Source organism: Pseudomonas syringae CC1557 (genome assembly GCF_000452705.1).
In the GTDB taxonomy this organism is placed as follows: Bacteria; Pseudomonadota; Gammaproteobacteria; order Pseudomonadales; family Pseudomonadaceae; genus Aquipseudomonas; species Aquipseudomonas syringae_F.
In genome coordinates this window covers 4,117,264-4,143,365 of the sequence record NZ_CP007014.1, presented here as the reverse complement: position 1 = coordinate 4,143,365, position 26,102 = coordinate 4,117,264, and the positions used below count along the sequence as shown (strand labels likewise).

The following is a 26,102-nucleotide window of genomic DNA, read 5'->3' as shown; positions in this document are numbered from 1 at the left end:
CCGTCCCACCTGTTTTTTTATCTGGGCGGCTCTTTCTATTTTTGGTCGGCGAAATCTACATCACGCTGACTTTCGTTGCGATAGATACAGCTCTATCCTTTCAGAATCTTTACGGTGTTGCGCATGGCGAACCGTCCATGGTGCATCAGTAGCGTTGCACTCAGGCTTTCCGGTTTCTTGTTTTGGCCTTCTGCGCCTGACCGTATCGATGGGTGCGCAGCCTGCCAGAAACGTTCTTCGGGGTCGCGAGACATTTTCCCTTGATCCTGTCGCCTCTGTTTTCCGCCAGAGGCATCGTGATCATGTGGGTGATAAAGCAACAAACGTGCACAAAGTGCCTGAAAATGAAAAAATTTTGTGAAAAGTCAGAATCAGCATCGCATTCTGTTTTTAATGCTTTGTTTTATAAGAAATTTATACCTTTTTTACAATCTTGCTGGCGCTCTATCCCTTTCAGAGGGCTGAAGGTCGTTTTTCAAAAGCGTTACCGGAGGCGGATTCTTGTGGGTAAAAAGTGGACCGTCGGTGTTGCTCTCGCAACATCAGTGTGTGGTTTTGGTGCACTTCTCGCGGAAAACGCCTGAACCTGGAGCGTCGCTCGCAGAAAGGCCTATGTTGAGCGCCTGATTGTTTCATTTTCATGTAATTGGGCAGTCTTTTGCCGGAAGGCCTTCACAGGGAGACATTTTCGATCACTTTGCGGTTGCGTCAGAAGCATCAAGTCGGTGCGTTTGCAGCCAGGCGGGCTACATACTGGTGCGCAAAACGCCAAGGGGGTGAAGCGCCCCCGGATCATGCGTATCCTGTGAGTGTTACGCAGCAGCCCGCCAGCCTCGGGCCTGGCTGACATTCATCTGGCATCAGGAGCTATTTATCGTGTTCGTTCTGGATTCACGTCTTCAACAAGACACTCTGCCGATTGGCGACTTTCCGCTGTGCCGGCTGTTGCTGTCCAACGATACGAATTATCCGTGGTTCATCCTGGTGCCACGTCGCGCCGACATCAGCGAGGTGTTTCAGCTCGATGCTGCTGATCAACTGCAGTTGTGGCAAGAGACAACCGAGCTGTCCAGGGTGCTGAAAGACGCCTTTGACGCGGATAAACTCAACGTTGCTGCGTTGGGGAATGTAGTCAGTCAGTTGCACATGCATGTCATCGTGCGCAAGCGCTCGGACATCGCCTGGCCTGCGCCGGTGTGGGGCAAGCATCCTGCGGTTGCCTATACTGATGAACAGTTCGCCGACATCTGTCGGCAGCTCAGGCCATTGTTGGCTGAGGATTTTCGATTCGAGGAGGAATGTTCATGAACCTTGATGAGCGAGTCATGGAGCTGGAAAGCCGTATGGCGTTTCAGGACGATACCATCCAGACGCTGAATGACGTGTTGGTGACGCAGCGTCGCGAGCTGGACCGTCTGCAATTGCAAATGGCCGCGATGCTCAAGCGTCAGGAGGAAATGGGCAGTCAGTTCGAAACATTCGAGGAAGAAGCGCCTCCGCCTCATTATTGATAGGGCCAAAAAAACCGCGACGCCCGTAAAGGCGTCGCGGTTTTTTATAACCTCGACAGAATCAGCGGCGCGGTAGCGCTGCGATGACGTCTTCGGCTTGCAGGCCTTTGTCTCGGTTCATCACAGAGAATTCGACACGTTGGCCTTCGACCAGGACGCGGTGACCTTCACCCCGAATGGCACGAAAATGCACAAAAATATCGTCACCGGAATCCCGGGAAATAAAACCGAAGCCTTTGGACGTGTTAAACCACTTCACGGTGCCTGTATCGCGATTGCCCATGTCATGGCTTTGAGTTGCAGGCGCTGGTGAGTAAGACCTGTAGAAGCTGACTGCAAGGTGCAGTGCAACGGCTACGACGGCGATAATCAAGCTCACCATAATGGCCGGTTGGCCTGCGATAAACGGCAACGGAGCGAGTAATACCAGGGTTTGTATGACTACAGCGATAACAAGCAAGGCGCTGACCAGGTTTTGCAGATTATGACGTGGTCCTCGGTTCCAGTAAGGGATCACCGGAGCGAGTACCAGATTGAGCAACCCGAAAAAAGCCAGACCAAGGGCATCGGGCTGTTGCAGGTAGAGAGACAGGGTTTCACTGCGCAGGCTGGGTATGAAAGAGAGCAGCAAGGCTGCCGCTCCCGTTACCAGATGGACGATTTTCAACATTTTAAAAAGCTCACATGCAAGAAGGATTACAAGAAATAGCTGGTAACGGCCGGTACGCTTCTGAACAAGAGGAGGCGTGATGCACGAACGGTTGGCCAGCCTATGCGCCAACGCTGGATGGCAACTCATTGGCGACACGCTGTGTATTTAACAGCAAAGCCTGATCCTACTCAAATCAGCAATTGATGACGGCTGTAGTGTTTCGCAGTCATTGGCGCCCGCTTTATCGACGCTGCCTCTGCGGCTACCGGTCCAGAGCGCTCCCGCCATGACTCGGGGTTTTCACCTGAGCGTAACGGAATGTGCACGCAGATGAGGTGCCCCATGGTCGGGAGAGGGCTGTGCTGAATGTGCATCGGGCAGTACCCGCTTGCCGCGTCGCGCCACGGAAAGCTGCGCCGCTCCGGTTCTCTTGATAGAGTAGGGGTCGTTACTGATTTTCAATCCTCACCAAAAGGGCATGAAACATGGCAATCGATATCGGTATCAGTGAAGAAGATCGTAAGTCGATCGTGGACGGTCTTTCGCATCTGCTCTCGGATACTTATGTGCTGTATCTCAAGACTCATAACTTCCACTGGAACGTCAGTGGGCCTATGTTTCGCACGTTGCACCTGATGTTTGAAGAGCAATATAACGAGTTGGCACTTGCAGTTGACTCTATTGCCGAACGTATTCGTGCGTTGGGCTTTCCGGCTCCTGGTACTTATTCCACCTATGCTCGCCTGTCTTCCATCAAAGAAGAAGAAGGTGTGCCAAGTGCCGAAGATATGATCAGAAGCCTGGTTCAGGGTCAAGAGGCTGTTGTCCGCACTGCTCGTAGTATCTTTCCGCTTTTGGATAAGGTCAGCGATGAGCCGACCGCCGATCTGTTGACGCAACGCATGCAGGTGCATGAAAAAACTGCCTGGATGCTGCGCTCGATGCTCGAGTCCAAATAAAGCTTGGGCGAGTGGTCGTAAGGGTCGCTCGCCTGCTTTCAGATGGGCGCCTGGGGGCATTAAGGCTTGTCGCCAGTGCTTCAGGCTCCTGTCGCACATCAGTCAGGTTGTTTGCTGCTTTTGGCTTCTGTCAGTGCATGATTCCGCTCTAACGTCATTCCGTCGCGCTTTTCGCCACTGTCTCCTCAGTGCAAAACTACATTCCGCTTGTTTCTGTAGCCAAATCCTACACTATTAAGGTATGCCCCCCGCTGGATATAAAATCTCGAATACGGTTCTATAGATGACGTATTTATTTGTTTTTAAATATTTCTTTCTTGATTTTAAATTCAGTTATTCAAAGGTGGCCATTGTGACAGTCAGAGATGTTGAGCGAGAGGTAAGAGTCTTAAATCGAGAGGCGGAAATACGCCATGATCCTTTTGTCGAAGATTTTAATATGATGCTGGCAGAGCCTCATTCCAAATCGGTTCGGCTGAACGGCCTGGCAACCTGTCTGCGCCTGGAAAAAGTGTACTGGAATGTTCTTTCCGGTATTGCGAGTTCCAACGAGTGTTCGGTCAATACAGTGCTGTCCTACATAGATAGAGAAGTCCACCTGCGCTACGGAGGGGTGAAGAATTTCAGTGGTCTGATTCGTGTGGTCTGTGTCGCGCATCTGCTCAAGGCTGACCCGGTGAATATTTCCTACGCTTAGATCAGTGTCTTCCTCATTCACGCAGGCATGCCCAGGCGTACCTGCGCTTTCCCGCGTTCGCGACTCAATCGCTTGAATGCAGGGTCGTGACGAACTTATCCGGGCCGGATAGGTTCTCTCGGCTGCACGGTGTCAATTTACTCTATATAATCTCCCGTCTTGCTGAAGGGCTTGGCTCTGCGTGAATCTGCGCGAGCCAACGCTGGCCTTGGCTTCTCGCCAAAGCCTCGCACTGCCGAGTGCAAGCCAGGAGCGAAGGCCCTCACCGAATTTCGAATTACGAGAAGTGAAAACACCATCATGATGCGCAGCCATTATTGCGGCCAACTGAACGAGAGTCTGGAAGGTCAGGAAATTACCCTTTGCGGATGGGTCCACCGTCGTCGTGACCACGGGGGCGTGATTTTCCTCGACATCCGTGACCGTGAAGGCATGGCTCAAGTAGTGTTCGACCCTGATCGTGCAGACAGCTTTGCCGCTGCCGACCGTGTTCGCAGCGAGTACGTCGTCAAGGTCGTTGGCAAGGTCCGTGCCCGTCCTGCCGGTGCAGTGAATGCCAACATGGCGTCGGGTGCCATCGAAGTTCTGGGTTACGAACTCGAAGTCCTGAACGAGTCCGAGACGCCTCCGTTCCCGCTGAACGAATATTCCGATGTGGGCGAGGAAACGCGCCTGCGCTATCGCTTTATCGATCTGCGTCGCCCGGAAATGGCTGAAAAGCTGCGTCTGCGCTCGCGAATCACGACCAGTATCCGTCGCTACCTGGATGAAAACGGCTTCCTCGATGTCGAGACGCCGATCCTGACCCGTGCAACGCCGGAAGGCGCTCGTGACTATCTGGTCCCTAGCCGCACACACCCAGGCAGTTTCTTTGCTCTGCCGCAATCGCCGCAGTTGTTCAAGCAATTGCTGATGGTGGCCGGTTTCGACCGTTACTACCAGATTGCCAAGTGCTTCCGCGACGAAGACCTGCGTGCCGACCGCCAGCCGGAATTCACCCAGATCGACATTGAAACCAGCTTCCTCAATGAAGAAGACATCATCGGTCTGACCGAGAAGATGGTTCGTCAGTTGTTCAAGGAAGTCCTGGACCTGGAGTTCGCCGAATTCCCGCACATGACTTTCGAAGAAGCCATGCGTCGCTACGGTTCCGACAAGCCTGACCTGCGTAACCCGCTGGAACTGGTAGACGTGGCCGATCAGCTCACCGGTGTCGAGTTCAAGGTATTCAGCGGTCCGGCCAACGATCCTAAAGGCCGTGTTGCTGCACTCCGTGTACCGGGCGCTGCCAGCATGGCGCGTAGCCAGATCGACGATTACACCAAGTTCGTCAGCATCTACGGTGCCAAAGGCCTGGCCTACATCAAGGTCAACGAGCGCGCGAAAGGGCCGGAAGGCTTGCAGTCACCGATCGTCAAGTTCATCCCTGAAGACAACCTGAACGTGATCCTTGATCGCGTGGGTGCTGTCGATGGCGATATCGTGTTCTTCGGTGCCGACAAGTTCAAGGTCGTCAGCGAGGCTCTCGGCGCGCTGCGGATCAAGATCGGTAACGACCTCAAGCTGCACACCTGCGAATGGGCGCCGATGTGGGTCGTCGATTTCCCGATGTTCGAAGAAAACGACGACGGCAGCTTCACTGCGTTGCACCACCCGTTCACTGCACCCAAGTGCACGCCTGAAGAGCTGGAAGCGAACCCTGCAACGGCGCTGTCCCGTGCCTATGACATGGTCCTCAACGGCACCGAGCTGGGTGGCGGTTCGATCCGTATCCACCGCAAGGAAATGCAACAGGCGGTCTTCCGCCTGCTGGGCATTGCCGAAGACGAGCAGCAGGAGAAGTTTGGCTTCCTGCTCGATGCCTTGAAGTACGGTGCACCGCCGCACGGCGGTCTGGCTTTCGGCCTTGACCGTTTGGTCATGCTGATGACCGGCGCGCAATCGATCCGTGAAGTGATCGCGTTCCCGAAAACCCAGAGCGCGGCCGATGTCATGACCCAGGCGCCTGGCGTTGTCGATGCCAAGGCGTTGCGCGAGCTGCACATCCGTCTGCGCGAGCAGCCAAAGGCCGAGTGATGTCGGGCAGGGCGTATCACTGATGCGCCCTGCATTTATCCCTTATTGATTGAAGCTTTTTGCCATGTTGGTTATCGGCGAAAGGTGAAAGTGTTTCAAAAGAATCCGGAGCGAAAAATGGCAGGTCATTCTAAGTGGGCGAACATCAAGCACCGCAAAGAGCGTCAGGATGCCAAAAAAGGCAAGATTTTCACCAAGTGGATTCGTGAGCTGACGGTTGCTGCACGTCAGGGCGGCGGCGATCCGGGCTCCAACCCGCGTCTGCGTCTCGCACTGGACAAGGCGCTCGGTGCCAACATGACCCGCGACACCATTGATCGTGCAGTGGCACGTGGCGTAGGTGCGTCCGACGGCGATGACGTCGAAGAACTGGGTTATGAAGGTTACGGACCTGGTGGCGTGGCTGTCATGGTCGAAACCATGACTGACAACCGCAACCGCACCGCCGCGGCTGTTCGCCATGCGTTCACCAAGTGTGGTGGCAATCTCGGCACTGACGGCTCGGTCGCCTATCTGTTCGATCGCAAGGGGCAGATTTCCTTTGCCGCAGGCGTCGATGAAGATGCATTGATCGAAGCGGCCATGGAAGCGGATGCCGATGACGTCGTGACCAACGAAGACGGCTCGATCGATGTGTTTACATCTTTCTCCGGATTCTATGCAGTACGTAACGCGCTGGAAGCTGCAGGTTTCAAGGCCGCAGATGCGGAAGTCGTCATGTTGCCGACGACCAGTGCCGTGCTGGATCTGGAAACCGCTGAAAAGGTGCTCAAGCTGATCGACATGCTTGAGGACCTGGATGACGTGCAGAACGTCTACTCGAACGCGGAAATTCCTGACGACGTCATGGAACAGCTGGGCTGACAGCCGACAGGCAGTACCGTGTCAGAAGCCGGAGGTGCGAAGCCGTGATCATCACGCAGCTATCGGCCTCCGGCTTCTGCCTTTATGCTGCATACATCGTTTTTGCGTGATTCTCTCAAGCTGCAGGCGTTATGACTCTTATTCTTGGTATCGACCCCGGTTCGCGAATCACCGGCTATGGCGTAGTGCGCGATACCGGGCGCGGCTGTGTCTACGTTGCGTCGGGGTGTATTCGCACCGGTAGCGGCGAGCTGCATGAGCGTCTGCAGATTGTCTATCGTGGTGTCAGAGAGGTCATCAAGACCTACGGTCCCGTCACTATGGGCATCGAAAAGGTTTTCATGGCACGCAACGCCGATTCTGCGTTGAAGCTGGGACAGGCCAGAGGTGCGGCGATCGTGGCCGGTGCCGAAGAGGCGCTGGAAATCGCCGAGTACACGGCGACTCAGGTCAAGCAGGCGGTGGCAGGAACCGGCGGCGCGAATAAAGACCAGGTGATGATGATGGTCATGCACCTGCTCAAATTGACCCAGAAGCCGCAGATCGACGCATCCGATGCGCTCGCCATTGCACTGTGTCACGCGCATACGCGCTCCAGTCTGATTCCCCATGGGTTGGGTACTGCGCGCAGTCGCGGTGGGCGGTTGCGGCTCTGATGGCCTCATTCTTACGCATATTTTTACTTGGTCGGGTGGCTGCTGTGATGTCTGTATCCAGCTTCTTTGCGCAAGCGACCGGCAACACGAAAGGATTTGCATCGTGATTGGACGTTTACGCGGGTTTCTGGCTGAAAAACAGCCTCCGCATCTGGTTTTGGACGTCAACGGTGTCGGCTATGAGCTGGAAGTACCGATGACGACGCTGTATCGGCTGCCGCATGTCGGCGAGCCCGTGACGTTGCACACCCATCTGGTGGTCCGCGAGGATGCGCATCTGCTGTATGGTTTTTATGAAAAGCGTGAGCGCGAGCTGTTTCGCGAACTGATCCGTCTCAACGGAGTCGGTCCGAAGCTGGCGCTGGCATTGATGTCCGGCCTGGAAGTCGATGAACTGGTGCGTTGTGTTCAGGCGCAGGATACGTCGGCGCTGACTCGAATCCCTGGCGTCGGCAAGAAGACTGCCGAGCGTCTGCTGGTTGAGCTCAAGGACCGGTTCAAGGCCTGGGAGTCATTGCCAGGAACCTTCGCGCTGGTTTCCAATGGTCCGAACCAGCCCGAGCCAGTGGCGTCGGCCGAGTCGGATGCGGTGAGCGCGCTTATTTCGCTGGGCTACAAGCCGCAGGAGGCCAGCAAGGCAGTCTCCGCCATCAAGGAAAAAGACTTGAGCAGTGCAGATCTGATTCGTCGTGCGTTGAAGGGGATGGGTTAAGTGATAGAAGCCGACCGCCTGATAACCGCCGCCGGTGGCCGCGATCGCGATGAGCAGATGGACCGTGCCATTCGACCGCTGAGCCTGGCGGACTATATAGGCCAGCCCACCGTGCGCGAGCAGATGGAGTTGTTTATCCAGGCTGCGCGGGGCCGTAACGAGGCGCTGGACCATACGTTGATCTTCGGGCCGCCCGGCCTGGGCAAAACCACGCTTGCCAACATCATTGCCCAGGAAATGGGCGTGTCGATCAAGAGTACTTCGGGCCCGGTGCTTGAGCGGCCAGGTGACCTGGCGGCAATCCTGACCAATCTTGAGCCCAACGATGTGCTGTTCATCGACGAGATTCATCGGCTATCACCGATTGTCGAGGAAGTGCTTTATCCGGCGATGGAAGATTTTCAGCTCGACATCATGATTGGTGAAGGTCCTGCAGCGCGCTCCATCAAACTCGATCTGCCACCATTCACGCTGGTGGGGGCGACCACTCGCGCCGGTATGCTGACCAATCCGCTGCGTGACCGTTTCGGGATTGTGCAGCGTCTAGAGTTCTACAACATCGCCGATCTGTCGACGATCGTATCGCGCTCGGCAGGCATTCTTGGTCTGGTCATCGAGCCAAAGGGTGCTTTCGAGATCGCCAGGCGTGCGCGTGGTACGCCGCGGATCGCTAATAGGTTGCTGCGTCGCGTACGGGATTTCGCCGAAGTGCGTGGCAATGGGCAGATCACCCGGGAGACTGCTGACAAGGCGCTGAATCTGCTGGATGTCGATGAGCACGGCTTCGATCATCAGGATCGGCGCCTGCTGCTGACCATGATCGAGAAGTTTGACGGCGGCCCGGTGGGCGTCGACAGTCTTGCGGCGGCCATCAGCGAAGAACGTCACACAATTGAAGACGTGCTGGAGCCCTATTTGATCCAGCAAGGCTATATCATGCGCACACCTCGCGGGCGTGTGGTCACCCGTCATGCGTATCTGCATTTCGGGTTGAACATTCCCGCGAGAATGGGTGAGATGCCAGTGGCGGGTGATTTTGTCGATGATTCGGCGGATTTATAGTGATGGTTTGCAATTTATTCCTGCCTGGCGTGGTCACATTGCCAGTCTTGCAGCCGATACCGATAAACAAGTGGCAAAACGTTGAAAAACAGTTGCCTGACCCGATTGGCAACCTGAGGAGTAAGCACTAGAGTATGCGCGCGCAAAACGGGGTTCAGTCGTTTGCACATCGCTGTCGCGTTTATTACGAGGACACCGATGCTGGCGGCATCGTCTACTACGTCAATTATCTGAAATTCATGGAGCGGGCTCGTACCGAGCGGCTACGGGATCTGGGCTTTGCCCAGTCCGAACTGGCGCAGGAAAACCTTTTATTTGTCGTGCACTCCAGTGAAGCGCGTTATCACAAGCCGGCGCGGCTGGATGACGAGCTGCTTGTCAGTGCAGAAGTAACCGAATTGAATCGCGTCAGCCTGCGTTTTACACAGCAGATCAGGCGGGCGTCAGATACAACACTGCTTTGCGAAGGGCAGTTCCTGGTGGCGTGTGTACGCGCCGATAGTTTTAAACCCCGGGCCATTCCCGAAGCTTTGCGAGCGGCCTTTGCCGACCAGAGCGGCGCGGGCATACATTCAGAGCAGGAGATAAAGCGTGGAAGCTAACGTCGTCGACCATTCCTCCATGTGGAGTTTGGTCAGCAATGCCAGCATTGTTGTTCAGTTGGTGATGCTGATTCTGGTAGCCGCTTCGGTCACCTCGTGGATCGTGATTTTTCAGCGCAGCAATATGCTGCGTGCAGGTCGGCGTGCACTGGACAGCTTTGAAGAGCGCTTCTGGTCCGGTATCGACTTGTCGAAACTGTACCGTCAGGCGGGCAGCAACCCTGATCCGGACTCGGGTGTCGAACAGATCTTCCGCGCCGGCTTCAAGGAGTTTTCCCGTCTGCGTCAGCAGTCCGGTGTCGATCCTGATGCGGTCATGGAAGGTGTGGCGCGCGCCATGCGTGTTGCGATTTCGCGCGAGGAAGAAAAGCTCGAAGCCGGTCTGCCTTACCTGGCGACCGTAGGTTCCACCAGTCCTTATGTGGGTCTGTTCGGTACTGTATGGGGGATCATGAACTCCTTCCGCGGTCTCGCAACTGCCCAGCAGGCAACGCTGGCTACTGTAGCGCCGGGTATTGCCGAAGCGCTGATTGCAACGGCCATTGGCCTGTTTGCAGCCATCCCGGCCGTTATTGCCTACAACCGTTTCGCCGCGCGCAGTGAGACCTTGATCAGCCGTTATTACACGTTTGCTGACGAGTTCCAGGCCATCCTGCACCGTAAAGTGCATACCAGCGAAGAGTGAGCAGGTAATTCCCCATGGCTTTAATCGCTCGAGATCGTCGCAGGAAACGCAAGCCGGTCGCCGAAATGAACGTAGTGCCCTACATCGACGTGATGTTGGTGTTGCTCGTGATTTTCATGGTGACGGCTCCCATGATCAACCAGGGCGTGAAGGTCGACTTGCCCAAGGTCTCCAGCGAGGCTTTGCCGCAGGACAACAACAATCAGGTCCTGACCATTTCGATCAAGGCTGACAAGACCTATTACTGGAACCTTGGCAGCGAAGTCGATACCGACAAACAGATGGACAAGGCAATGACCCTGCCGCAATTGACTGCGGCGGTGACCAAGATCGTCGCTGCCGGTCGTGACGCAGGCAAGCAGACGCAGGTTTTCATTCGTGGTGACAAGACCGTCGATTATGGCTCGGTCATGGGCACGATGGGCGGGCTGCAGAAAGCCGGGGTCGGGAATGTTGGCTTGATTACCGAGGCACCCTGATGCAGCCGATTCGAGAGCCGTCCGCCTCGGAAAGCTACTTCTGGCCCAGTGTCTGGGCCGTGGCATTGCATATCCTTATTTTTGGCATGCTGTTCGTCAGTTTTGCCATGACTCCGGATCTGCCCGAAGCCAAGCCTATCGTTCAGGCAACGCTCTATCAGCTCAAATCCAAGAGCCAGGCCACAACCCAGACCAACCAGAAGATTGCCGGTGAGGCGAAGAAAACTGCTGCGCGACAGACTGAAGTCGAGCAGTTGGAGCAGAAAAAGATCGAGCAGCTTAAGCAGGAAGCTGTAAAAGCTGCGGAACAAAAGAAAGAAGAGTCGGCTCAAAAAGCCGAAGAGCAAAAAGCCGCCGACGAAGCCAAAAAGTCCGAGCAGAAAGCAGAAGAGGCCAAAAAGGCTGACGATGCCAAGAAAGCCGACGAGGCCAAGAAGGTTGCCGACGCCAAAAAGGTTGAAGAGAAACAGCTGGCTGACATAGCCAAGAAAAAGGCTGAAGACGAGGCCAAGAAAAAAGCCGAGGAAGACGCCAAGAAAGCTGCTGCCGAGGAAGCCAAGAAACAGGCTGCTGATGAGGCCAAGAAAAAGGCCGCAGAAGACGCCAAGAAAAAGGCTGCCGAGGACGCGAAGAAAAAAGCCGCTGCCGATTCCGCCAAGAAAGCGCAGGAAGCAGCACGTAAATCCGCTGAAGACAAGAAGGCGCAGGCACTGGCCGATTTGCTGTCCGATAAAACGGAGCGGCAACAGGCTCTGGCTGATGAGCGGGGCGATGAAACAGCAGGCAGTTTCGATGACCTGATTCGTGTTCGAGCGTCTGAGGGCTGGAGCCGTCCACCTTCGGCACGTAACAACATGTCGGTAACGTTGCAGATAGGGATGTTGCCGGACGGTACGATTGCTTCCGTATCGATTGCCAAGTCCAGTGGTGACGGGCCGTTTGACAGCTCTGCAGTTGCAGCGGTGAAGAACATTGGACGTTTGACAGAAATGCAGGGTCTGAAGCCGGCTGACTTCGCTCCCTATCGTTCATTCAAGATGACATTCACACCTGGAGATCTAGCCTTGTGATCAACCTTTTTCGAGGACTGCTGGTCGTTCTCTGTTTCGCATCCGGAATGGTTGCGGCAGAAGAAAAGAACATTCTGGTCACCAGCGGCAGTGACCGTGCTGCTCCAATCGCAGTTGTGCCATTCGGTTGGCAGGGCGGTAGCGTATTGCCGGAAGACATGGCGGAGATCGTGAGCAACGACCTGCGCAACTCCGGTTACTACGCGCCGATTCCAAAGCAGAACATGATCAGCTTGCCGACCCAGGCCAGTGAAGTCATTTTCCGTGACTGGAAAGCACTGGGGGCTCAGTACGTCATGGTCGGCAACATCACGCCTGCCGGTGGACGTCTGCAGATTCAATACGCATTGTTCAACGTGGCGACCGAGCAGCAGGTATTGACCGGCAATGTCTCCGGTACTAACGATCAACTGCGCGACATGGCCCATTACATTGCCGACCAATCGTTCGAGAAGCTCACCGGTATCAAGGGAGCGTTCTCAACCCGCATGTTGTACGTGACTGCCGAGCGTTTCTCGGAGAGCAATACGCGTTACACCCTGCAGCGTTCGGATTACGACGGTGCTCGCGCAGTAACCCTGTTGCAGTCCCGCGAACCGATTCTGTCGCCGCGTTTCGCACCGGATGGCAAGCGCATCGCTTATGTATCGTTCGAACAAAGGCGTCCGCGCATCTTCGTTCAGCATATCGATACCGGTCGTCGTGAGCAGATCACCAACTTCGAAGGCTTGAACGGCGCACCTGCGTGGTCCCCGGACGGCAGTAAGCTGGCATTCGTCCTGTCCAAGGACGGCAACCCGGAAATCTACGTGATGAATCTGGCTTCGCGTCAGTTGAGCCGCGTCACCAACGATTCTTCTATTGATACAGAACCTTTCTTCGGCAAGGACGGGTCTACGCTATACTTCACGTCGGACCGTGGCGGCAAGCCACAGATCTACAAGACGAACATCAATGGCGGCGGTGCCGAACGTGTTACGTTCGTGGGTAACTACAATGCCAACCCGAAATTGTCAGCCGATGAAAAGACGCTGGTAATGATTCACCGGCAGGACGGCTTCACGAATTTCAAGGTCGCAGTGCAGGATTTGGCTCGCGGTAGCGTAAAAATCCTCACAGATAGCAACCTTGACGAGTCGCCTACTGTTGCGCCCAACGGCACCATGGTAATCTACGCCACCCGCCAGCAGGGCCGGGGAGTCTTGATGCTCGTGTCCATTAACGGACGCGTAAGGCTCCCGCTTCCTACCGCTCAAGGCGAAGTCAGAGAACCTTCCTGGTCCCCTTACCTGAACTGACGCGGCGCTACACGATTTGCTTAACACACTGGGGTTCATTAGGAGTTTCAAGATGGAAATGCTGAAGTTTGGTAAATTTGCTGCGCTGGCTCTGGCCATGGCTGTAGCTGTAGGTTGCTCGTCCAAAGGCGGCGACAATGCCGGTGCAGGCGGTGCTGCTGTTGATCCTAACGCTGGTTACGGCGCCAACTCGGGTGCTGTTGACGGCTCCCTGAGCGAAGAAGCTGCTCTGCGCGCAATCACCACCTTCTATTTCGAATACGACAGTTCGGACCTGAAGCCAGAAGCCATGCGCTCCCTGGACGTGCACGCCAAAGACCTGAAAGCTAACGGCGCTCGCGTTGTTCTGGAAGGCAACACCGACGAACGTGGTACTCGCGAGTACAACATGGCACTGGGCGAGCGTCGTGCGAAAGCCGTTCAACGCTACCTGGTTCTGCAAGGTGTTTCCCCAGCTCAGCTGGAACTGGTTTCCTACGGCGAAGAGCGTCCAGTTGCTACCGGCAACGACGAGCAGTCCTGGGCTCAAAACCGTCGCGTCGAACTGCGTAAGTAATTTGACATGCGAACGTGCCGACGTGCTCTAACCGTTTTGGCCCTCGCCCTTCCGCTTTCAGCGTTGGGTGCGGCACCTGTGGTCGATAACAATTCTGGCTCTGGCAGCAGCAGTTATCCGCCAGCGGGTTATGGCACGTCCGGCGCCTATGCCGGGGGAGGGGTTACGGCCCCTGCCTCGGCACAAGGTCAGCTGTTCATGCAATTGCAGCAGATGCAAGACGAAATCGCGCGTTTGCGCGGTGTTGTCGAGGTCCAGCAAAACGACATCCAGCGTATGAAACAAGAAGCTCTGGAGCGGTACCAGGAACTCGATCAACGTATAGTCAGTGGCGCTTCCGCTCCGGCTACCAATAATTCCCAACCTGCTGGCGGCGCTATAGATGCCGGCGGGACGCCTTCGGCCTCAGCGGCTCAGCAGGCACCGGCAGCAGGCACCGAGCCTCCTGATCCGGCGAAGGAAAAGCTGTACTACGAAGCTGCCTTCGATTTGATAAAGGCGAAGGATTTCGACAAGGCCAGTCAGGCTTTTACCGCTTTCCTGCGCAAATATCCGAACAGCTCGTATGCGGGCAATGCCCAATACTGGCTAGGCGAAGTGAATCTGGCCAAGGGCGACCTTCAAGGTGCCGGTCAGGCGTTCGCCAAAGTCAGTCAGCAGTATCCGAAGCATGCCAAGGTGCCTGATTCGCTTTACAAGCTGGCTGATGTCGAACGTCGTCTGGGTCATACCGATAAGGTAAAAGGCATATTGCAGCAGGTCGTTGCCCAGTATCCGGGCACTTCAGCTGCACAATTGGCGCAACGAGATCTCCAGCGCCTTTGATGTCCTGACCCGCTGATCAAGAAAGCCGCGCTAGTCGCGGCTTTTTTCGTTAGAATCTCGCACCCGAAATTCCGGTACACCTTACGCTTTTCTGGATTCCGCGATTGCCGAGTCCCTTGAAGTGCCTGACGGAGGCGGACGGCCTGTTTAGCTGTTACGCCCGTGGCTGATATGCAAGACACATTACGCATCACCGAAATCTTTCACTCGTTGCAGGGTGAAACCCGTACGGCTGGCCTGCCCACCGTATTTGTCCGCCTTACGGGCTGCCCTTTGCGCTGTCAGTATTGCGACAGCGCCTACGCGTTCAGTGGCGGCACCCTTCAAACCCTGGACGATATCGTCGAACAAGTTGCTTCCTATCGGCCTCGCTATGTGTGCGTGACCGGTGGCGAGCCGCTCGCCCAGCCTAACGCGATTCCATTGCTCAAGCGTCTCTGCGATGCGGGCTATGAGGTGTCACTGGAAACCAGTGGCGCGCTGGATATCTCTGCAGTGGACCCTCGTGTCAGTCGCGTCGTCGACCTCAAGACCCCAGGGTCAAAAGAAGTTACACGCAACCGTTACGAGAATATGGAGCTGCTGACACCGAACGACCAGGTCAAATTCGTGATTTGCTCGCGCGAGGATTACGACTGGGCCGTTTCCAAGCTTATTCAGTATGGCCTTGATCGCCGTGCGGGTGAGGTTCTGTTTTCGGCGAGTCATCACGAACTTAAAGGCCGTGACCTGGCAGACTGGATCGTGGCCGATAACCTGCCGGTGCGCTTGCAGATGCAGTTGCATAAAATTCTTTGGGACGACGAGCCGGGGCGCTGATATGAGTGAATTGACCATGACCGAAAAAAGAGCCGTGATTCTGTTATCCGGTGGCCTGGATTCCGCAACAGTCGTTGCCATGGCGCGTGCCGAAGGCTACGCCTGTTACACCATGAGCTTCGATTATGGCCAGCGTCACCGTGCCGAGCTGGACGCTGCAGCGCGCGTTGCTCGCGACCTGGGTGCAGTCGAGCACAAGGTCATCGGTCTGGACCTCAACGGCATAGGCGGCTCGGCTTTGACTGACAGCTCCATTGCCGTGCCTGAGTCGCCATCTGAAGGCATTCCCGTGACCTACGTCCCGGCGCGCAACACTGTCTTCCTTTCGCTGGCCCTGGGCTGGGCAGAGGTCTTGGGCGCGCGGGATATTTTCATCGGCGTCAATGCCGTGGATTACTCGGGTTATCCGGATTGCCGTCCCGAGTTTGTCGAGTCATTCGAGCGCATGGCCAATCTTGCTACCAAGGCCGGTGTGGAAGGGCAGGGTTTCACGATCAGGGCGCCGCTGCAGAATCTGAGCAAGTCGGATATCGTCAAGGCAGGTGCGGCCTTGGGGGTTGATTACTCGCTGACGGTTTCCTGCTATCAGGCTGACGACCAAGGCCGTGCCTGTGGCAAATGTGACAGCTGCCGCTTGCGCGCCGAGGGCTTTACCGCTGCCGGTATGACGGACCCGACACGTTATTTTTAAAGTTTTTGAAAAAAGGTGTTGAATAACTGATAGAAATCAGTAATATACGCGCCACGCAACAGAGGGTCGTTAGCTCAGTTGGTAGAGCAGTTGGCTTTTAACCAATTGGTCGTAGGTTCGAATCCCACACGACCCACCATTTCGAAAATCTGGAAGGCCCATGAAAATGCGGATTTCCAGGTTTTTTTTTGCCTTGCAGATTATCCGGCCTGAGGTGGGGTAGCTGATTGGGCTTCCGTCACAGCATTGAGGCAACGATCTGTAAGGCAGTTGGCAAGTCTTTCGAAGCTGAAGGCAGGCGATACCGTTTGAGCGCGATGCGCACCCAGACAAGCAGCCGTTTGTCGCGAAACATAGCGCCGGCAAGCCGTGATGTCAAATTGCAAGACGGAGTGCTGCTTCAGAGCTACAGGAGGCCGCGCATATTTTTTCATCCTGACGCAGTGCGTGGCTGTTATCGGCTAATCTCGCCAGCAGCATTTTCTCTGATCCAGCGAGCAATATCCTCTAACTCGCCGAACTCATATTCCATTCCCGGTGCGTCCGATATCAACTCAATGCCTGCGCTTTGGGCTCTTGGGAGATGGACGGGCTCGCTATGAGCAGAAACTAGTGTGGATTTTAATACATTGATCAAAGGCGCGGTCGGCATCAGTTCGAGACGCTCCGCTACAGGGTCATTGGAAGCTGTATCGTCGGCTTTTTTGGCCTAACTCGATTCGGTTGTCGCCGGTTGCAGCTCCGTCCCGGATATCAAGCTCACCCTCGATTGGTATGCCTCCAAAGGTTGTATCCAACCTTTCGGGGGGCATACCAAACAGACGCGATCACCCTTATCGCCAAGAATTTCCATGCGCTAACGAAGCTCTTATCCCAAACCGTTTCAAGGCCCAGTTCGTTCAGGAATGCCTGCAAACTGGCGCATTCGTGCCTAGTGTCGCCATCAGCCACGGCATCAACGCCAATGTCATCCGTAAATGGATAGCGCTCTGAACACATCGGTGCGCAGAGCACGCCCTGCGAAAGGTAGGCCTGCGGCCGTATCGCGGAAACGAGGCCTGTATTGCGTCATACGCGGAACTGATCCATCAGCATCATTTGTTGATTGGCTCGTGCGTTGAGCTGACTACTGATCTGCGCCGATTCAGCCGCTTGTTCAGTAAGAGCCTCGGTTACGCCACGAATGGTCGAGACATTGCGATTGACCTCGTCTGCTACGGAGCTTTGCTGCTCCGCCGCACTTGCAATTTGCAGATTCATATCACTGATCACTGTCACCGCATCGCTGATTTTGCTCAGTGCCTGTACCGCCTGTTGGATCTGCCCGGCGTTATTCTGGGCCAGCGTCTGGCTTGAATGCATGGTTGCCACCACCCCACGCGTGCCGGTTTGGATACGCTCGATGACCAATCGGATTTGCTCGACGGAATCCTGGGTTCTTTTGGCAAGATTGCGCACTTCATCGGCAACCACTGCAAAACCACGACCGCTTTCTCCGGCCCGCGCGGCTTCAATCGCAGCATTGAGGGCCAGCAGGTTGGTCTGTTCGGCGATACTGCGAATGACTTCCAGCACTGATCCGATTTGCTCGCTGTTGACTGCCAGGGCTTCGACTTCTCTCACGGCCTTGCTGACTTCGCTGGCCAGGGCGTTGATGTCGCTGGTACTTCGCTCAATGAGGGTAATGCCGTCCTTTGAGGCCTGGTCGGCACCTCGCGCCGCCTGCGCGGCGCTTGATGCGCTGTGCGCGACGTCATGGGCCGTCGCGCTCATTTCGTTGGAGGCTGTTGCCAGCTGGTCGATCTCGCGAAATTGCACCTGCATCCCTTCACTGGTCTGCCGGGCGATTTCCGAGGACTGGTCGGCAGTGCTGCGAGCGTCAGTAATGCTCTGCTTGACCTGTGCGATGGTAGGTTGCAGTTTGTCGAGGAAACGGTTGAACCAGTTCACCAATTCGCCCAGTTCGTCTTTCTTGCTGTAGTTCAGCCGCCGTGTCAGGTCGCCGTCGCCACTGGCAATCGCCTTCAGCATCTGGGCGACACCGTTGATAGGGCGCGTTACGCCAGAGGCGGTGAACCAGATGAGCAGCAGGCCCAGCAGTCCAGCGCCTGTTGCGACCAGCAGCGACTTCAGGGTGTCGCGGGTTTGCGCATGGTCAAGCAATGTCTGAAGTTCTACCGAGTCTGCCAGCAGTACGTCTCTGGGCAGGTCAATCACCACCCCCCAAGCCGCAGCGCCAGTGATGGGCGCAACGGGGTAGACCGCGCGGATCAAGTCGTCCTGACTGAGCACAGCCGGCTGTTTGAGTTGCAATGCGCTGAGAATCGCCTTACTCGCCTCTCCCAAGGGAGCGTTGATGGGTTTCCCGATCTGACCTGCATCCTTGCTGTAGGCGGCGAGAACACCGCTGTCCGAAACAATCAGCATGCGGCCCGAGCCGTTGAACAGCGTCTGCTGGGCATCAAGGGCTGCTGCTTGCAGAGCGCCGAGTGCGAGGTCCACGCCAATGGCACCGATGACCTTGCCGTCGGCAATCAAGGGTATGGATAGGGTGGTCATCAGTTGCACCGTGCCGGCTTGGGTGTCGGCGTAGGGTGCCATGAGGCAGGTGTGTCGGGTGTCTCGGGGGCAGGTGTACCAACTGTTGTAAGGTGTGCCGCTGATGCTCAGCTCGGTTTTGCGCATATCTTCTTCGGGAATCATGATGTTGACCGGCTGACCGCCCCCCCGATTCCAGGCGCTGGCAAAGCGGCCGTTTTCATTAGAAGCGCGCACGGAGTCGTTGGCGAACTCACTGTCTTTGCCTTCCAGCGCATTGGGCTCGTAAACCAGCCAAACCCCCAATAGCTGGGGATTGTGATCAAAGGTGGTCTTGAGACTCTGGTTCAGTTCTTCACGCAACGTGGCGGCCGTCAAGCCGCGCTGGGCAGCCATGTTACGCAAGTTCATGGCCTGGTCGGAAAGCACGTTAATGATCAGCAGGCTGTCACCGAAGGCCCTTTGCAGCTTACTCGCCTGCTCTGCGGCCTTGGCCTGCAGCAAGTTCTCGCCGCTTTCCGTCAGCATCTTGCTGCTCGACGTTCTGATCAACTGATTGTTCTGATTGCTTTGGTAGAGATTCAGGCTGACGATCAGCCCAATCACGCCCAAGAGGCACAAACCGGAGAGCAGGATGATCTTCAAACGGATGGAGAGGGTGTCGAGCATTGAATTATCTCGCCTGTGAACAGCAGCGTGGCTGATTGACCATCAGTTGGCCTGAGCCACTGACTTCTTATTGCCTATGTACTTTCATCGGCCGAGTTCCGATTTTAATAAGCCAGACCTATAACGATTTTTTGTATACGTATCCGCGGTTAATCAGGCTGGTGTGGCGACATCACCTATATCTGGACGCAAGAAATGGCATTACCTGGCGATCGTTATGGATCTTTATGCGCGTCGGATTGTAGGTTGGGCGTTTTCGAACAAGCCGGATACCGACTTGGTGATCAAGGCGCTGGACATGGCTTATGAGCAACGCGGCAAGCCTCATGCCCTGCTGTATCACTCCGATAGGGCTCGCAATATGGAAGCCGGAGTTTTCGCCAGCGCCTTTGGCGATATCGCATGCGTCAGAGCATGAGCCGGTAAGGGAATTGTTGGGATAATGCGCCGATGGAGCGGGTGTTCCGGAGCCTGAAAACCGAGTGGATACCGACCATGGGCTACACGAAGGTCCAACAAGCTCAGCGGGATATCAGCTATTTTTTTGCACAGGTACAACCGGATTCGACCACACCAGTTCAATGATGTACTGGCGCCCGCTCAGTACGAGAAAAACTTTAACGTCGTGTCCGGGATCAGTTGACCACTACATGATTGTGTCGGGCTTTAAATCATGAATTGCCTTTGTCGGCCTGCAATCGGTGAAAGGTGGACCGCAATCCAGACGAATAGATGTTTATTTGCACCTCAGGCTCGCTTTGGGTTTAGTATCCCGCCACCAAGACAGGACCGGCATTGGTCCGAATCCGTGCTTGGCTCTTCTGGGCTGTGCGCATGATCAAGCAGAACACCTTCAACAATGCCAGCGCCCCTGTGACCGTCCATGTCGTCGACGATGACCTGGACACCCGCGACCTGCTGTGCCAACTGCTGAAGCCAGCAGGCTACCCGGTGCAGTCCCATAATAGCGGCACAGCCTTTTTAAACGCTTATGACGGCTTGGCCGGCTGCGTAATGCTCGATCTGGTAATGCCTGGAATGCGCGGCGAGGCGTTGCTGGATGAGATCGTGCGGCGCAAATTCAACGTGGTTGTCATTGTCATGACCGCGCATGCGACGATTGAGTCCGCCATCCATATAACCAGGGCTGGGGCGATTGGTTTTCTGCAGAAACCTTTCGACGGCGATCAGCTGCTGAAAACGCTGGAAAAGATTTCCCTTCAGGCGCAAACCGTTTTCGCCCGTCGCGCACTGGTCGACGATTATCGGCTACGGCTGGAAAGCCTGACCTCACGGGAGCGCGAGGTAATGGACCTGATGCTGGCTGGTATGACCAGTCAGGAAATAGCCACTCAGTTGGGTAATAGCAAGAAAACCGTGGATATCCACCGAGCTCGGGTCATGCAGAAAATGGGTGCGAGCACTATTACCGAACTGATCATGGGCTGGACGCTGCTATTTCATGGGCTCGGCATATAAGTGTCATAAACCGGCGTCCCCTTTATTAATAGGTATTAGTACCTATAGTGGCTTTTTGATCCTTGCTAAAAGAAAGGTTGAGCATAAACTGTGACGGCCAAGATGATTATTTTCTTGGGCACCGTGTCTACCTCGCTACATCAAGCATTGAAATATTCGGATTGAGTCGGCGCTGACGCCCATCGTCGTGGCGTGGCTTGAACGCTTGTTTCTGGTCGCCTGGCGTGCGCATTTTTTAAAACTCCCACTTTACGGTCTTTGCTGTAGCCGGAGTTGTGTGTGGTGAATTCACCGCAGACAAACACCATGGCTGTGGGCCTACGTCGGTGTGAGCGTTGCAGACGTACTGAAAACTTCACGCTTTTAAAGATGCGCTTTTAGAGGTGCTTAGAGGGCGTCTGTTAATTTACGGTTCCGCATAAAAGTTGATTTAGAAAGCACCGAGCCTGTGACGCCACAGGACTCTTGTATTGAATAGATAGACCCGTAGTTAAAAATACCGAGAGAATTATTGTGCAGAAGAAGTTTGTGGCGTGCGTGGTTTTGACCTTGAGCCAAGGCGTATATGCAGCATCGCTTGTGCCGAGTGCCGGGAGCCAGATCCAACAGATTCCCGTTGCTCCCACACTGGAAAAAGTGCCGCCGCACATGAGCGTCGAGCAAGCCAAAGCACCTGCAGTGCCCGCTTCCGACAGCGCCCGGTTAAAAGTCAATGCGTTGCATCTGACGGGCAATCGCCTTTATTCCGAAGCGCAGTTACTGAGTCTGACCGGCTTCGTTCCGGGCAAGGAACTGAGCCTGGGCCAGTTGCAGGCCATGGCTGCACAGATTGCCGACTTTTATCACCAGAAGGGCTATTTCGTTGCTCAAGCGTACTTGCCGGCCCAGGAAATCAAGAACGGTGCCGTCACCATCGCGATCATCGAGGGCCAGTACGGGGACATAACGATACACAACCAGAGCACGCTTTCCGACCGCTTGGCCAACAGTGCGCTGGACGATCTGCACAGCGCCGATGCCATCCATTCCAGTGCCCTGGAACGTGATTTGCTGTTGCTCTCGGACACGCCCGGCGTGGAAGTACGCTCAACCCTGGTGCCCGGCGCGTCGGTAGGCGCGGCTGACCTGATTGTCGATGTGACGCCTGGACAACAAGTGACCGGCAGCATCGATGCCGACAACGGCGGTAATCGTTACACAGGCCAGTATCGTCTGGGCGGGACCCTTAATATCAATAATCTGGCCGGGCAGGGCGACGTGGTCTCACTGCGCGCGCTTTCCAGTTTCGATGGTCTGGACTATGCACGTGCGGCTTACCAGATGCAGTTTGGCCAGGCGACCGCAGGCGTTGCCTACAGTCGACTGGATTATAAGCTGGGTCGGGAGTTCAGCGAGTTGCACGGTAATGGTACGGCTGACATTGCCAGTGTCTATGGCAGCTACCCGCTGCTGCGTTCACGCCGCACCAACCTGTACGTGCAGATGGGTGTGGATTACAAGACGTTCGACGACCGCATCGATCTGGTGTCGTCACATGTCGATCGCAACGTCGCGGTGTTGATGACTACCTTGCGTGGGGATCATCGCGATGACTTTGGCGGCGGCGGACTGACAGCGGGCTCCCTGACTTGGTCGACCGGCAACCTGGATATTGAAACCCGAGAAGCGCGCTCGGCAGACGGGCTCACTGCCCGCAGTAATGGGCACTACGACAAGCTGGGTTTCAGCGTCATGCGCTTGCAGCGTGTCACCGATGCGTTCTCGTTGTATGGCGCCGTCAATGGCCAGGTGGCTTCCAAGAATCTGGATATCTCGGAAAAGATGTATCTGGGCGGCATCGATGGCGTGCGTGCCTACCCCCAGGGTGAAGCCTTCGGTGACGAAGGTTACCTGGCGACCGTGGAAGCCCGGTACCTGCTGCCGCCTTTTTCGGGAATGGGGCAAGTGCAACTGGTCAGCTTCGTCGATACCGGTACTGTCACGCTCAACGAAAATCGCTGGGATGGCTCGGACCGGACTCGAACCCTTAGCGGGGCGGGAGTAGGCATTAACTGGTTCGACTTCAATAACTATTCCGTGAAGACCTACTACGCGCAAAAGCTGGGAGGCGAAACGGCCACCTCGGCTCCGGATTCGAGCGGCCGCTTCTGGGTCCAGGTGGTCAAGTATTTTTGATCGCAGCCTCGGTAACCGTAGCGAACCCCACGTAAGCCATGCCTGAATCAAGTAGGTAAACATCATGAATACCCGTTCCCCCTCAAGCAGGCATGTCAAAGCCTGTACCTTCGTCGCTGTTGGTCCTTTGCCTTTTACGCTGCAACTGCTGGCGGCTGCCATCCTTTTCGCCGGCTCAAGCGGCGCCTACGCGCTTCCTGTTGGCGGCGCAGTTTCGGCGGGCAGCGCCACCATTGGTTCGGGTGGCGGCACTACAACCATTACCCAGTCCAGCCAGAATGCCGCGATCAATTGGCAGAGTTTCAATATCGGAACCGGAGAGTCGGTCAATTTCGTGCAGCCCAATGGCAGCGCAACAGCTCTCAACCGGGTACTGGGCGCGGACCCATCAAGCATTCTGGGTAACCTCAATGCCAACGGCAAAGTATTTCTGGTCAACCCCAACGGTATCGTTTTCGGCCAAGGCGCGTCGGTCAATGTCGGCGGCCTGGTGGGCTCCACGCGCAACATCAGCGACAGCGATTTCATGGCTGGCCAATACAATTTCGAAGGCACCGGGGCCGGCAGTGTGGTCAATCACGGCAAAATCAACGCTAAGGGCGGATCTGTGGCGCTGCTCGGTGCCAATGTCAGCAACCAAGGTGTGATTCAGGCGCAACTCGGCACTGTTGCCCTGGCGGCCGGCAACGCGTTCACCCTGGATGTGGCGGGTGACGGACTGCTCAATGTGGCGGTCAACAAGGGCGCGGTGGATGCTCTGGTGCAGAACGGCGGCCTGATCCAGGCCGACGGTGGCCGTGTGCTGATGACCGCTCAGTCGGCGAACAGCCTGTTGCCGTCCAGCGTGAACAACACCGGCGTGGTTCGGGCCCAGACCCTGGAAAATCACAACGGCACCATCATGCTGATGGGTGACATGCAGAGCGGCACCGTGAATGTGGCTGGTACCCTGGATGCCAGCGCACCCAATGGAGGCTCCGGCGGTTTTATCGAGACGTCCGCGGCACACGTCAACGTCGCCAGCGGCACGAAAGTGACTACCCTGGCGCCCGCTGGCAAGACGGGCACCTGGTTGATCGACCCCCAGGATTATGTGATATCGAGCACGGGAAATATCTCCGGCACCACGCTCTCGAATAACCTGGCCACCAGTGACGTTCTCATTTCCAGTCCTCCAGGTGCGGGTAACGGCGATATTCTGGTCCAGGACCCTGTGACGTGGACAGCTACGACCACCCTGACCCTGAGTGCCGCTCGCGATATCCAGGTGAGTGCGCCCATCACCACGACGGGTGGCAACCTGAAGCTGCTCGCCGTACGTAATGTCAATCAGGATGCAGCGATCAGCGCGACGCAAGCCGGTGGTAACGGTGGCAATGTCTCGATGGTCGCGGGCAAGGATATCAAACTCAACCAGGTTCTTACTGTGACCAACGGCAACGTATTGCTGGTGGCCGCCAATGACGGCTTGGACCAGGGTACTGTCACGTTCGCAGCCAAGGCCGTGGTGACCGGAACGCTGTCCACCGTCAATATTTACTACGCGCCGACCAGCTACATAGTGCCAACGGACTTCACCGGCAACTTCACCCTGACCGGTGGCGCGACGCTGAAGCCGTTCATGTGGACTTACCTGCAGGCTGACAACAAGGTCTATGACGGCAACAACGCGGCGATATTGTCGTTACGCAGGAACCCGCCTGGCGTCGTGGCGCAGGGCGGAACGGCTACGTTCGATACGGCGAACGTAGGCACCGGTAAAACAGTGACGTACAACAGTTATTCCCTCGGCGGGGCCGACAGCGGGCTGTATGCCTTGTTTGCGCCGTTCAGCTATGTGACGGCGGCTGCCAGTACTCCAGGGTCCGGTACTACCCTGGCGAACATCACGCCCGCCCCATTGAGCATCAAGGCCAACGACGCCAGCAAGACCGAAGGCGATACGCTGGTGATCCCGAATTCGGCGTTCACCTCCTCCGGGCTGGTCAATGGCGAAACCGTTGGTAGCGCGACGCTGACTAGCCCCGGTACTGTGGCGAGCGCCAGCTCGACCGGCAGTCCTTACCTGATCAACGTCAGCAATGCCACTGCAGGAACGTTCAACCCTGCCAACTACACCATCACTTACGCTCCGGGTAACTTGTTGATCACGGCAAGGCCTGTCACTACAGCACCTGGGACCACGCCTCCTGTGACTACAGCGCCCGTGACCACGCCACCTGTTACTACACCTCCAGTGACCACACCACCTGTGACTACAGCTCCAGTGACCACACCGCCTGTCACTACAACGCCTGTGACCACGCCAGCCAACACAACTGTGCCAGGTACCATACCGGGTACAACGTCACCGGTGACGAGCGTGCCGGATGCGACGCCTCCAGCGACGACAGTACCGGGCACAACTGTGCCAGATACCACATCGGGCACGACGTCACCGGTGACCACCTTGCCTGGAGGGACGATCCCGGTTTCAACGCCGGTTGGCTCCACGGCTACAAATCCGAATGCCACGGATTCGACAATCCCGAGCACCGGCATACCGGGGCTGGCAGTGGCTGCTAATCTACCGGGTGTTCCTGTGAATCAATACTTGGGTGCCAAAACTCCGGATATCGGCAATACAGGCAATCCGAACGACCCAGGCAATCCAGGCAACCCGAGCAGCCCAGGCAGTCCAGGTAATCCAGCCGCGCCTGGCAACCCTTCAGAGGGCCGCGCGCCACACAATGAACGCGCCTATGTACCGTCCTTGGCCGCGCTCACGGTAGTGGGAGCCGGGATTAATATGCCTGCCAATCAGTTGGCGCAAGTTACGCCCCTTTTGCCGATGCAGGTCAAGGATTCACCCGGCGATCCGGCCAAGGCCAACACCCAGCAAATACCTTATCCCTACAAAGCCCCGGTTTACTTGCCCAGGCAAGAACGTAATTGAATCCCGGCGCCGCGACGGTTTGCCAGTGCCAGTGCCATGGCGCTGGCCCCCAGCGGGGCGGGCATGTCATGGGTCTTGAAAGGAGTAGTGCC

The 26,102-nt window shown here is 56.1% G+C and carries 24 protein-coding genes, 1 tRNA gene and 3 pseudogenes; 24 read left to right on the top strand and 4 right to left on the bottom strand.

Annotation, left to right across the window (positions count from 1 at the left end; all coding sequences use genetic code 11):
- Nucleotides 1-92 precede the first annotated feature (92 nt).
- Nucleotides 93-254 carry a hypothetical protein gene (locus N018_RS28160; protein ID WP_154219963.1) on the bottom strand — a complete coding sequence of 54 codons (162 nt, stop codon included), beginning with the start codon at nucleotides 252-254 and terminating at the stop codon, nucleotides 93-95.
- Nucleotides 255-876: 622 nt separating this feature from the next.
- On the opposite strand from N018_RS28160, the gene N018_RS18250 reads away from it, so the two are divergent.
- Nucleotides 877-1,308, top strand: a complete 432-nt coding sequence (locus N018_RS18250) for an HIT domain-containing protein (RefSeq protein ID WP_025390416.1) — start codon at nucleotides 877-879, stop codon at nucleotides 1,306-1,308.
- Entirely contained in the window at nucleotides 1,305-1,511 is a 207-nt protein-coding gene (locus N018_RS18245; protein WP_024644439.1) for a SlyX family protein, read from the top strand. Before N018_RS18250 ends, N018_RS18245 begins: the two co-directional genes overlap by 4 nt.
- Before the next feature lie 61 nt (nucleotides 1,512-1,572).
- Here the strand turns inward: N018_RS18245 and N018_RS28415 are convergent, their stop codons facing one another.
- Nucleotides 1,573-2,181 (bottom strand): cold-shock protein, encoded by a 609-nt coding sequence (locus N018_RS28415; protein WP_024644440.1) that lies wholly within the window; start codon nucleotides 2,179-2,181, stop codon nucleotides 1,573-1,575.
- A 467-nt stretch (nucleotides 2,182-2,648) separates the two neighbouring features.
- Here N018_RS28415 and N018_RS18235 point away from each other — a divergent pair, with 467 nt between their 5' ends.
- The 18 genes from N018_RS18235 (at nucleotide 2,649) to N018_RS28690 (ending at nucleotide 17,207) form a co-directional block, all read left to right on the top strand.
- Nucleotides 2,649-3,122 carry a Dps family protein gene (locus N018_RS18235; protein ID WP_024644441.1) on the top strand — a complete coding sequence of 158 codons (474 nt, stop codon included), beginning with the start codon at nucleotides 2,649-2,651 and terminating at the stop codon, nucleotides 3,120-3,122.
- A 283-nt stretch (nucleotides 3,123-3,405) separates the two neighbouring features.
- Nucleotides 3,406-3,819: a ribbon-helix-helix domain-containing protein gene (locus N018_RS18230; RefSeq protein WP_418903454.1), complete on the top strand. Its 414-nt coding sequence runs from the start codon at nucleotides 3,406-3,408 to the stop codon at nucleotides 3,817-3,819.
- 300 nt (nucleotides 3,820-4,119) lie between these two features.
- The gene (gene aspS / locus N018_RS18225) at nucleotides 4,120-5,895 is read left to right on the top strand and encodes an aspartate--tRNA ligase (protein ID WP_025390414.1); all 1,776 of its coding nucleotides are present in this window, start codon (nucleotides 4,120-4,122) and stop codon (nucleotides 5,893-5,895) included.
- Nucleotides 5,896-6,012: 117 nt separating this feature from the next.
- On the top strand, nucleotides 6,013-6,759 hold the full coding sequence (locus N018_RS18220; RefSeq protein WP_025390413.1) for a YebC/PmpR family DNA-binding transcriptional regulator: 747 nt from the start codon (nucleotides 6,013-6,015) through the stop codon (nucleotides 6,757-6,759).
- Nucleotides 6,760-6,890: 131 nt separating this feature from the next.
- Complete coding sequence (gene ruvC / locus N018_RS18215) at nucleotides 6,891-7,415, top strand: crossover junction endodeoxyribonuclease RuvC (protein WP_024672420.1); 525 nt, start codon at nucleotides 6,891-6,893, stop codon at nucleotides 7,413-7,415.
- Nucleotides 7,416-7,518: 103 nt separating this feature from the next.
- A complete protein-coding gene (gene ruvA, locus N018_RS18210) occupies nucleotides 7,519-8,127 on the top strand; it encodes a Holliday junction branch migration protein RuvA (protein ID WP_024644445.1) in 609 nt (202 codons plus the stop codon).
- Entirely contained in the window at nucleotides 8,128-9,189 is a 1,062-nt protein-coding gene (ruvB, locus tag N018_RS18205; protein WP_024644446.1) for a Holliday junction branch migration DNA helicase RuvB, read from the top strand. It abuts the gene before it with no gap.
- 134 nt (nucleotides 9,190-9,323) lie between these two features.
- On the top strand, nucleotides 9,324-9,791 hold the full coding sequence (ybgC, locus tag N018_RS18200) for a tol-pal system-associated acyl-CoA thioesterase (RefSeq protein WP_024644447.1): 468 nt from the start codon (nucleotides 9,324-9,326) through the stop codon (nucleotides 9,789-9,791).
- Nucleotides 9,781-10,476 (top strand): protein TolQ, encoded by a 696-nt coding sequence (gene tolQ, locus N018_RS18195; RefSeq protein ID WP_002554655.1) that lies wholly within the window; start codon nucleotides 9,781-9,783, stop codon nucleotides 10,474-10,476. The genes ybgC and tolQ overlap by 11 nt, the downstream gene beginning before the upstream one ends.
- A gap of 14 nt (nucleotides 10,477-10,490) precedes the next feature.
- A complete protein-coding gene (tolR, locus tag N018_RS18190; RefSeq protein WP_002554654.1) occupies nucleotides 10,491-10,955 on the top strand; it encodes a protein TolR in 465 nt (154 codons plus the stop codon).
- Nucleotides 10,955-12,025, top strand: a complete 1,071-nt coding sequence (tolA, locus tag N018_RS18185; RefSeq protein ID WP_024644448.1) for a cell envelope integrity protein TolA — start codon at nucleotides 10,955-10,957, stop codon at nucleotides 12,023-12,025. The genes tolR and tolA overlap by 1 nt, the downstream gene beginning before the upstream one ends.
- Nucleotides 12,026-12,072: 47 nt before the next feature.
- Nucleotides 12,073-13,323 (top strand): Tol-Pal system beta propeller repeat protein TolB, encoded by a 1,251-nt coding sequence (gene tolB, locus N018_RS18180; RefSeq protein WP_223862785.1) that lies wholly within the window; start codon nucleotides 12,073-12,075, stop codon nucleotides 13,321-13,323.
- A 52-nt stretch (nucleotides 13,324-13,375) separates the two neighbouring features.
- Nucleotides 13,376-13,879, top strand: a complete 504-nt coding sequence (gene pal / locus N018_RS18175; RefSeq protein ID WP_003314369.1) for a peptidoglycan-associated lipoprotein Pal — start codon at nucleotides 13,376-13,378, stop codon at nucleotides 13,877-13,879.
- Nucleotides 13,880-13,885: 6 nt separating this feature from the next.
- Nucleotides 13,886-14,704, top strand: a complete 819-nt coding sequence (ybgF, locus tag N018_RS18170) for a tol-pal system protein YbgF (RefSeq protein WP_080274868.1) — start codon at nucleotides 13,886-13,888, stop codon at nucleotides 14,702-14,704.
- A gap of 171 nt (nucleotides 14,705-14,875) precedes the next feature.
- A complete protein-coding gene (gene queE, locus N018_RS18165; RefSeq protein WP_024644450.1) occupies nucleotides 14,876-15,523 on the top strand; it encodes a 7-carboxy-7-deazaguanine synthase QueE in 648 nt (215 codons plus the stop codon).
- Between the two features lie 16 nt (nucleotides 15,524-15,539).
- Nucleotides 15,540-16,214 carry a 7-cyano-7-deazaguanine synthase QueC gene (gene queC, locus N018_RS18160; RefSeq protein WP_032632514.1) on the top strand — a complete coding sequence of 225 codons (675 nt, stop codon included), beginning with the start codon at nucleotides 15,540-15,542 and terminating at the stop codon, nucleotides 16,212-16,214.
- 63 nt (nucleotides 16,215-16,277) lie between these two features.
- A tRNA-Lys gene (locus N018_RS18155) sits at nucleotides 16,278-16,353 on the top strand.
- A gap of 635 nt (nucleotides 16,354-16,988) precedes the next feature.
- Nucleotides 16,989-17,207 (top strand): transposase, encoded by a 219-nt coding sequence (locus N018_RS28690; protein ID WP_154219962.1) that lies wholly within the window; start codon nucleotides 16,989-16,991, stop codon nucleotides 17,205-17,207.
- A 75-nt stretch (nucleotides 17,208-17,282) separates the two neighbouring features.
- Here the strand turns inward: N018_RS28690 and N018_RS28685 are convergent.
- Both N018_RS28685 and N018_RS28680 read right to left on the bottom strand, forming a co-directional pair.
- Nucleotides 17,283-17,798 (bottom strand): annotated as a pseudogene (locus tag N018_RS28685) (methyl-accepting chemotaxis protein); the annotation flags it as partial.
- A 342-nt stretch (nucleotides 17,799-18,140) separates the two neighbouring features.
- Nucleotides 18,141-19,148 (bottom strand): annotated as a pseudogene (locus tag N018_RS28680) (PDC sensor domain-containing protein); the annotation flags it as partial.
- A gap of 432 nt (nucleotides 19,149-19,580) precedes the next feature.
- Between N018_RS28680 and N018_RS18145 the strand changes: the two are divergent.
- The 4 genes and pseudogenes from N018_RS18145 to N018_RS18130 all read left to right on the top strand — a co-directional run.
- Nucleotides 19,581-20,064, top strand: a pseudogene (locus N018_RS18145) (IS3 family transposase); the annotation flags it as partial.
- 191 nt (nucleotides 20,065-20,255) lie between these two features.
- Nucleotides 20,256-20,900, top strand: a complete 645-nt coding sequence (locus N018_RS28150) for a response regulator transcription factor (protein ID WP_032632516.1) — start codon at nucleotides 20,256-20,258, stop codon at nucleotides 20,898-20,900.
- Between the two features lie 513 nt (nucleotides 20,901-21,413).
- Nucleotides 21,414-23,075: a ShlB/FhaC/HecB family hemolysin secretion/activation protein gene (locus N018_RS18135; RefSeq protein ID WP_025390409.1), complete on the top strand. Its 1,662-nt coding sequence runs from the start codon at nucleotides 21,414-21,416 to the stop codon at nucleotides 23,073-23,075.
- A 64-nt stretch (nucleotides 23,076-23,139) separates the two neighbouring features.
- Entirely contained in the window at nucleotides 23,140-26,010 is a 2,871-nt protein-coding gene (locus N018_RS18130; protein WP_025390408.1) for a two-partner secretion domain-containing protein, read from the top strand.
- Nucleotides 26,011-26,102: the final 92 nt, after the last annotated feature.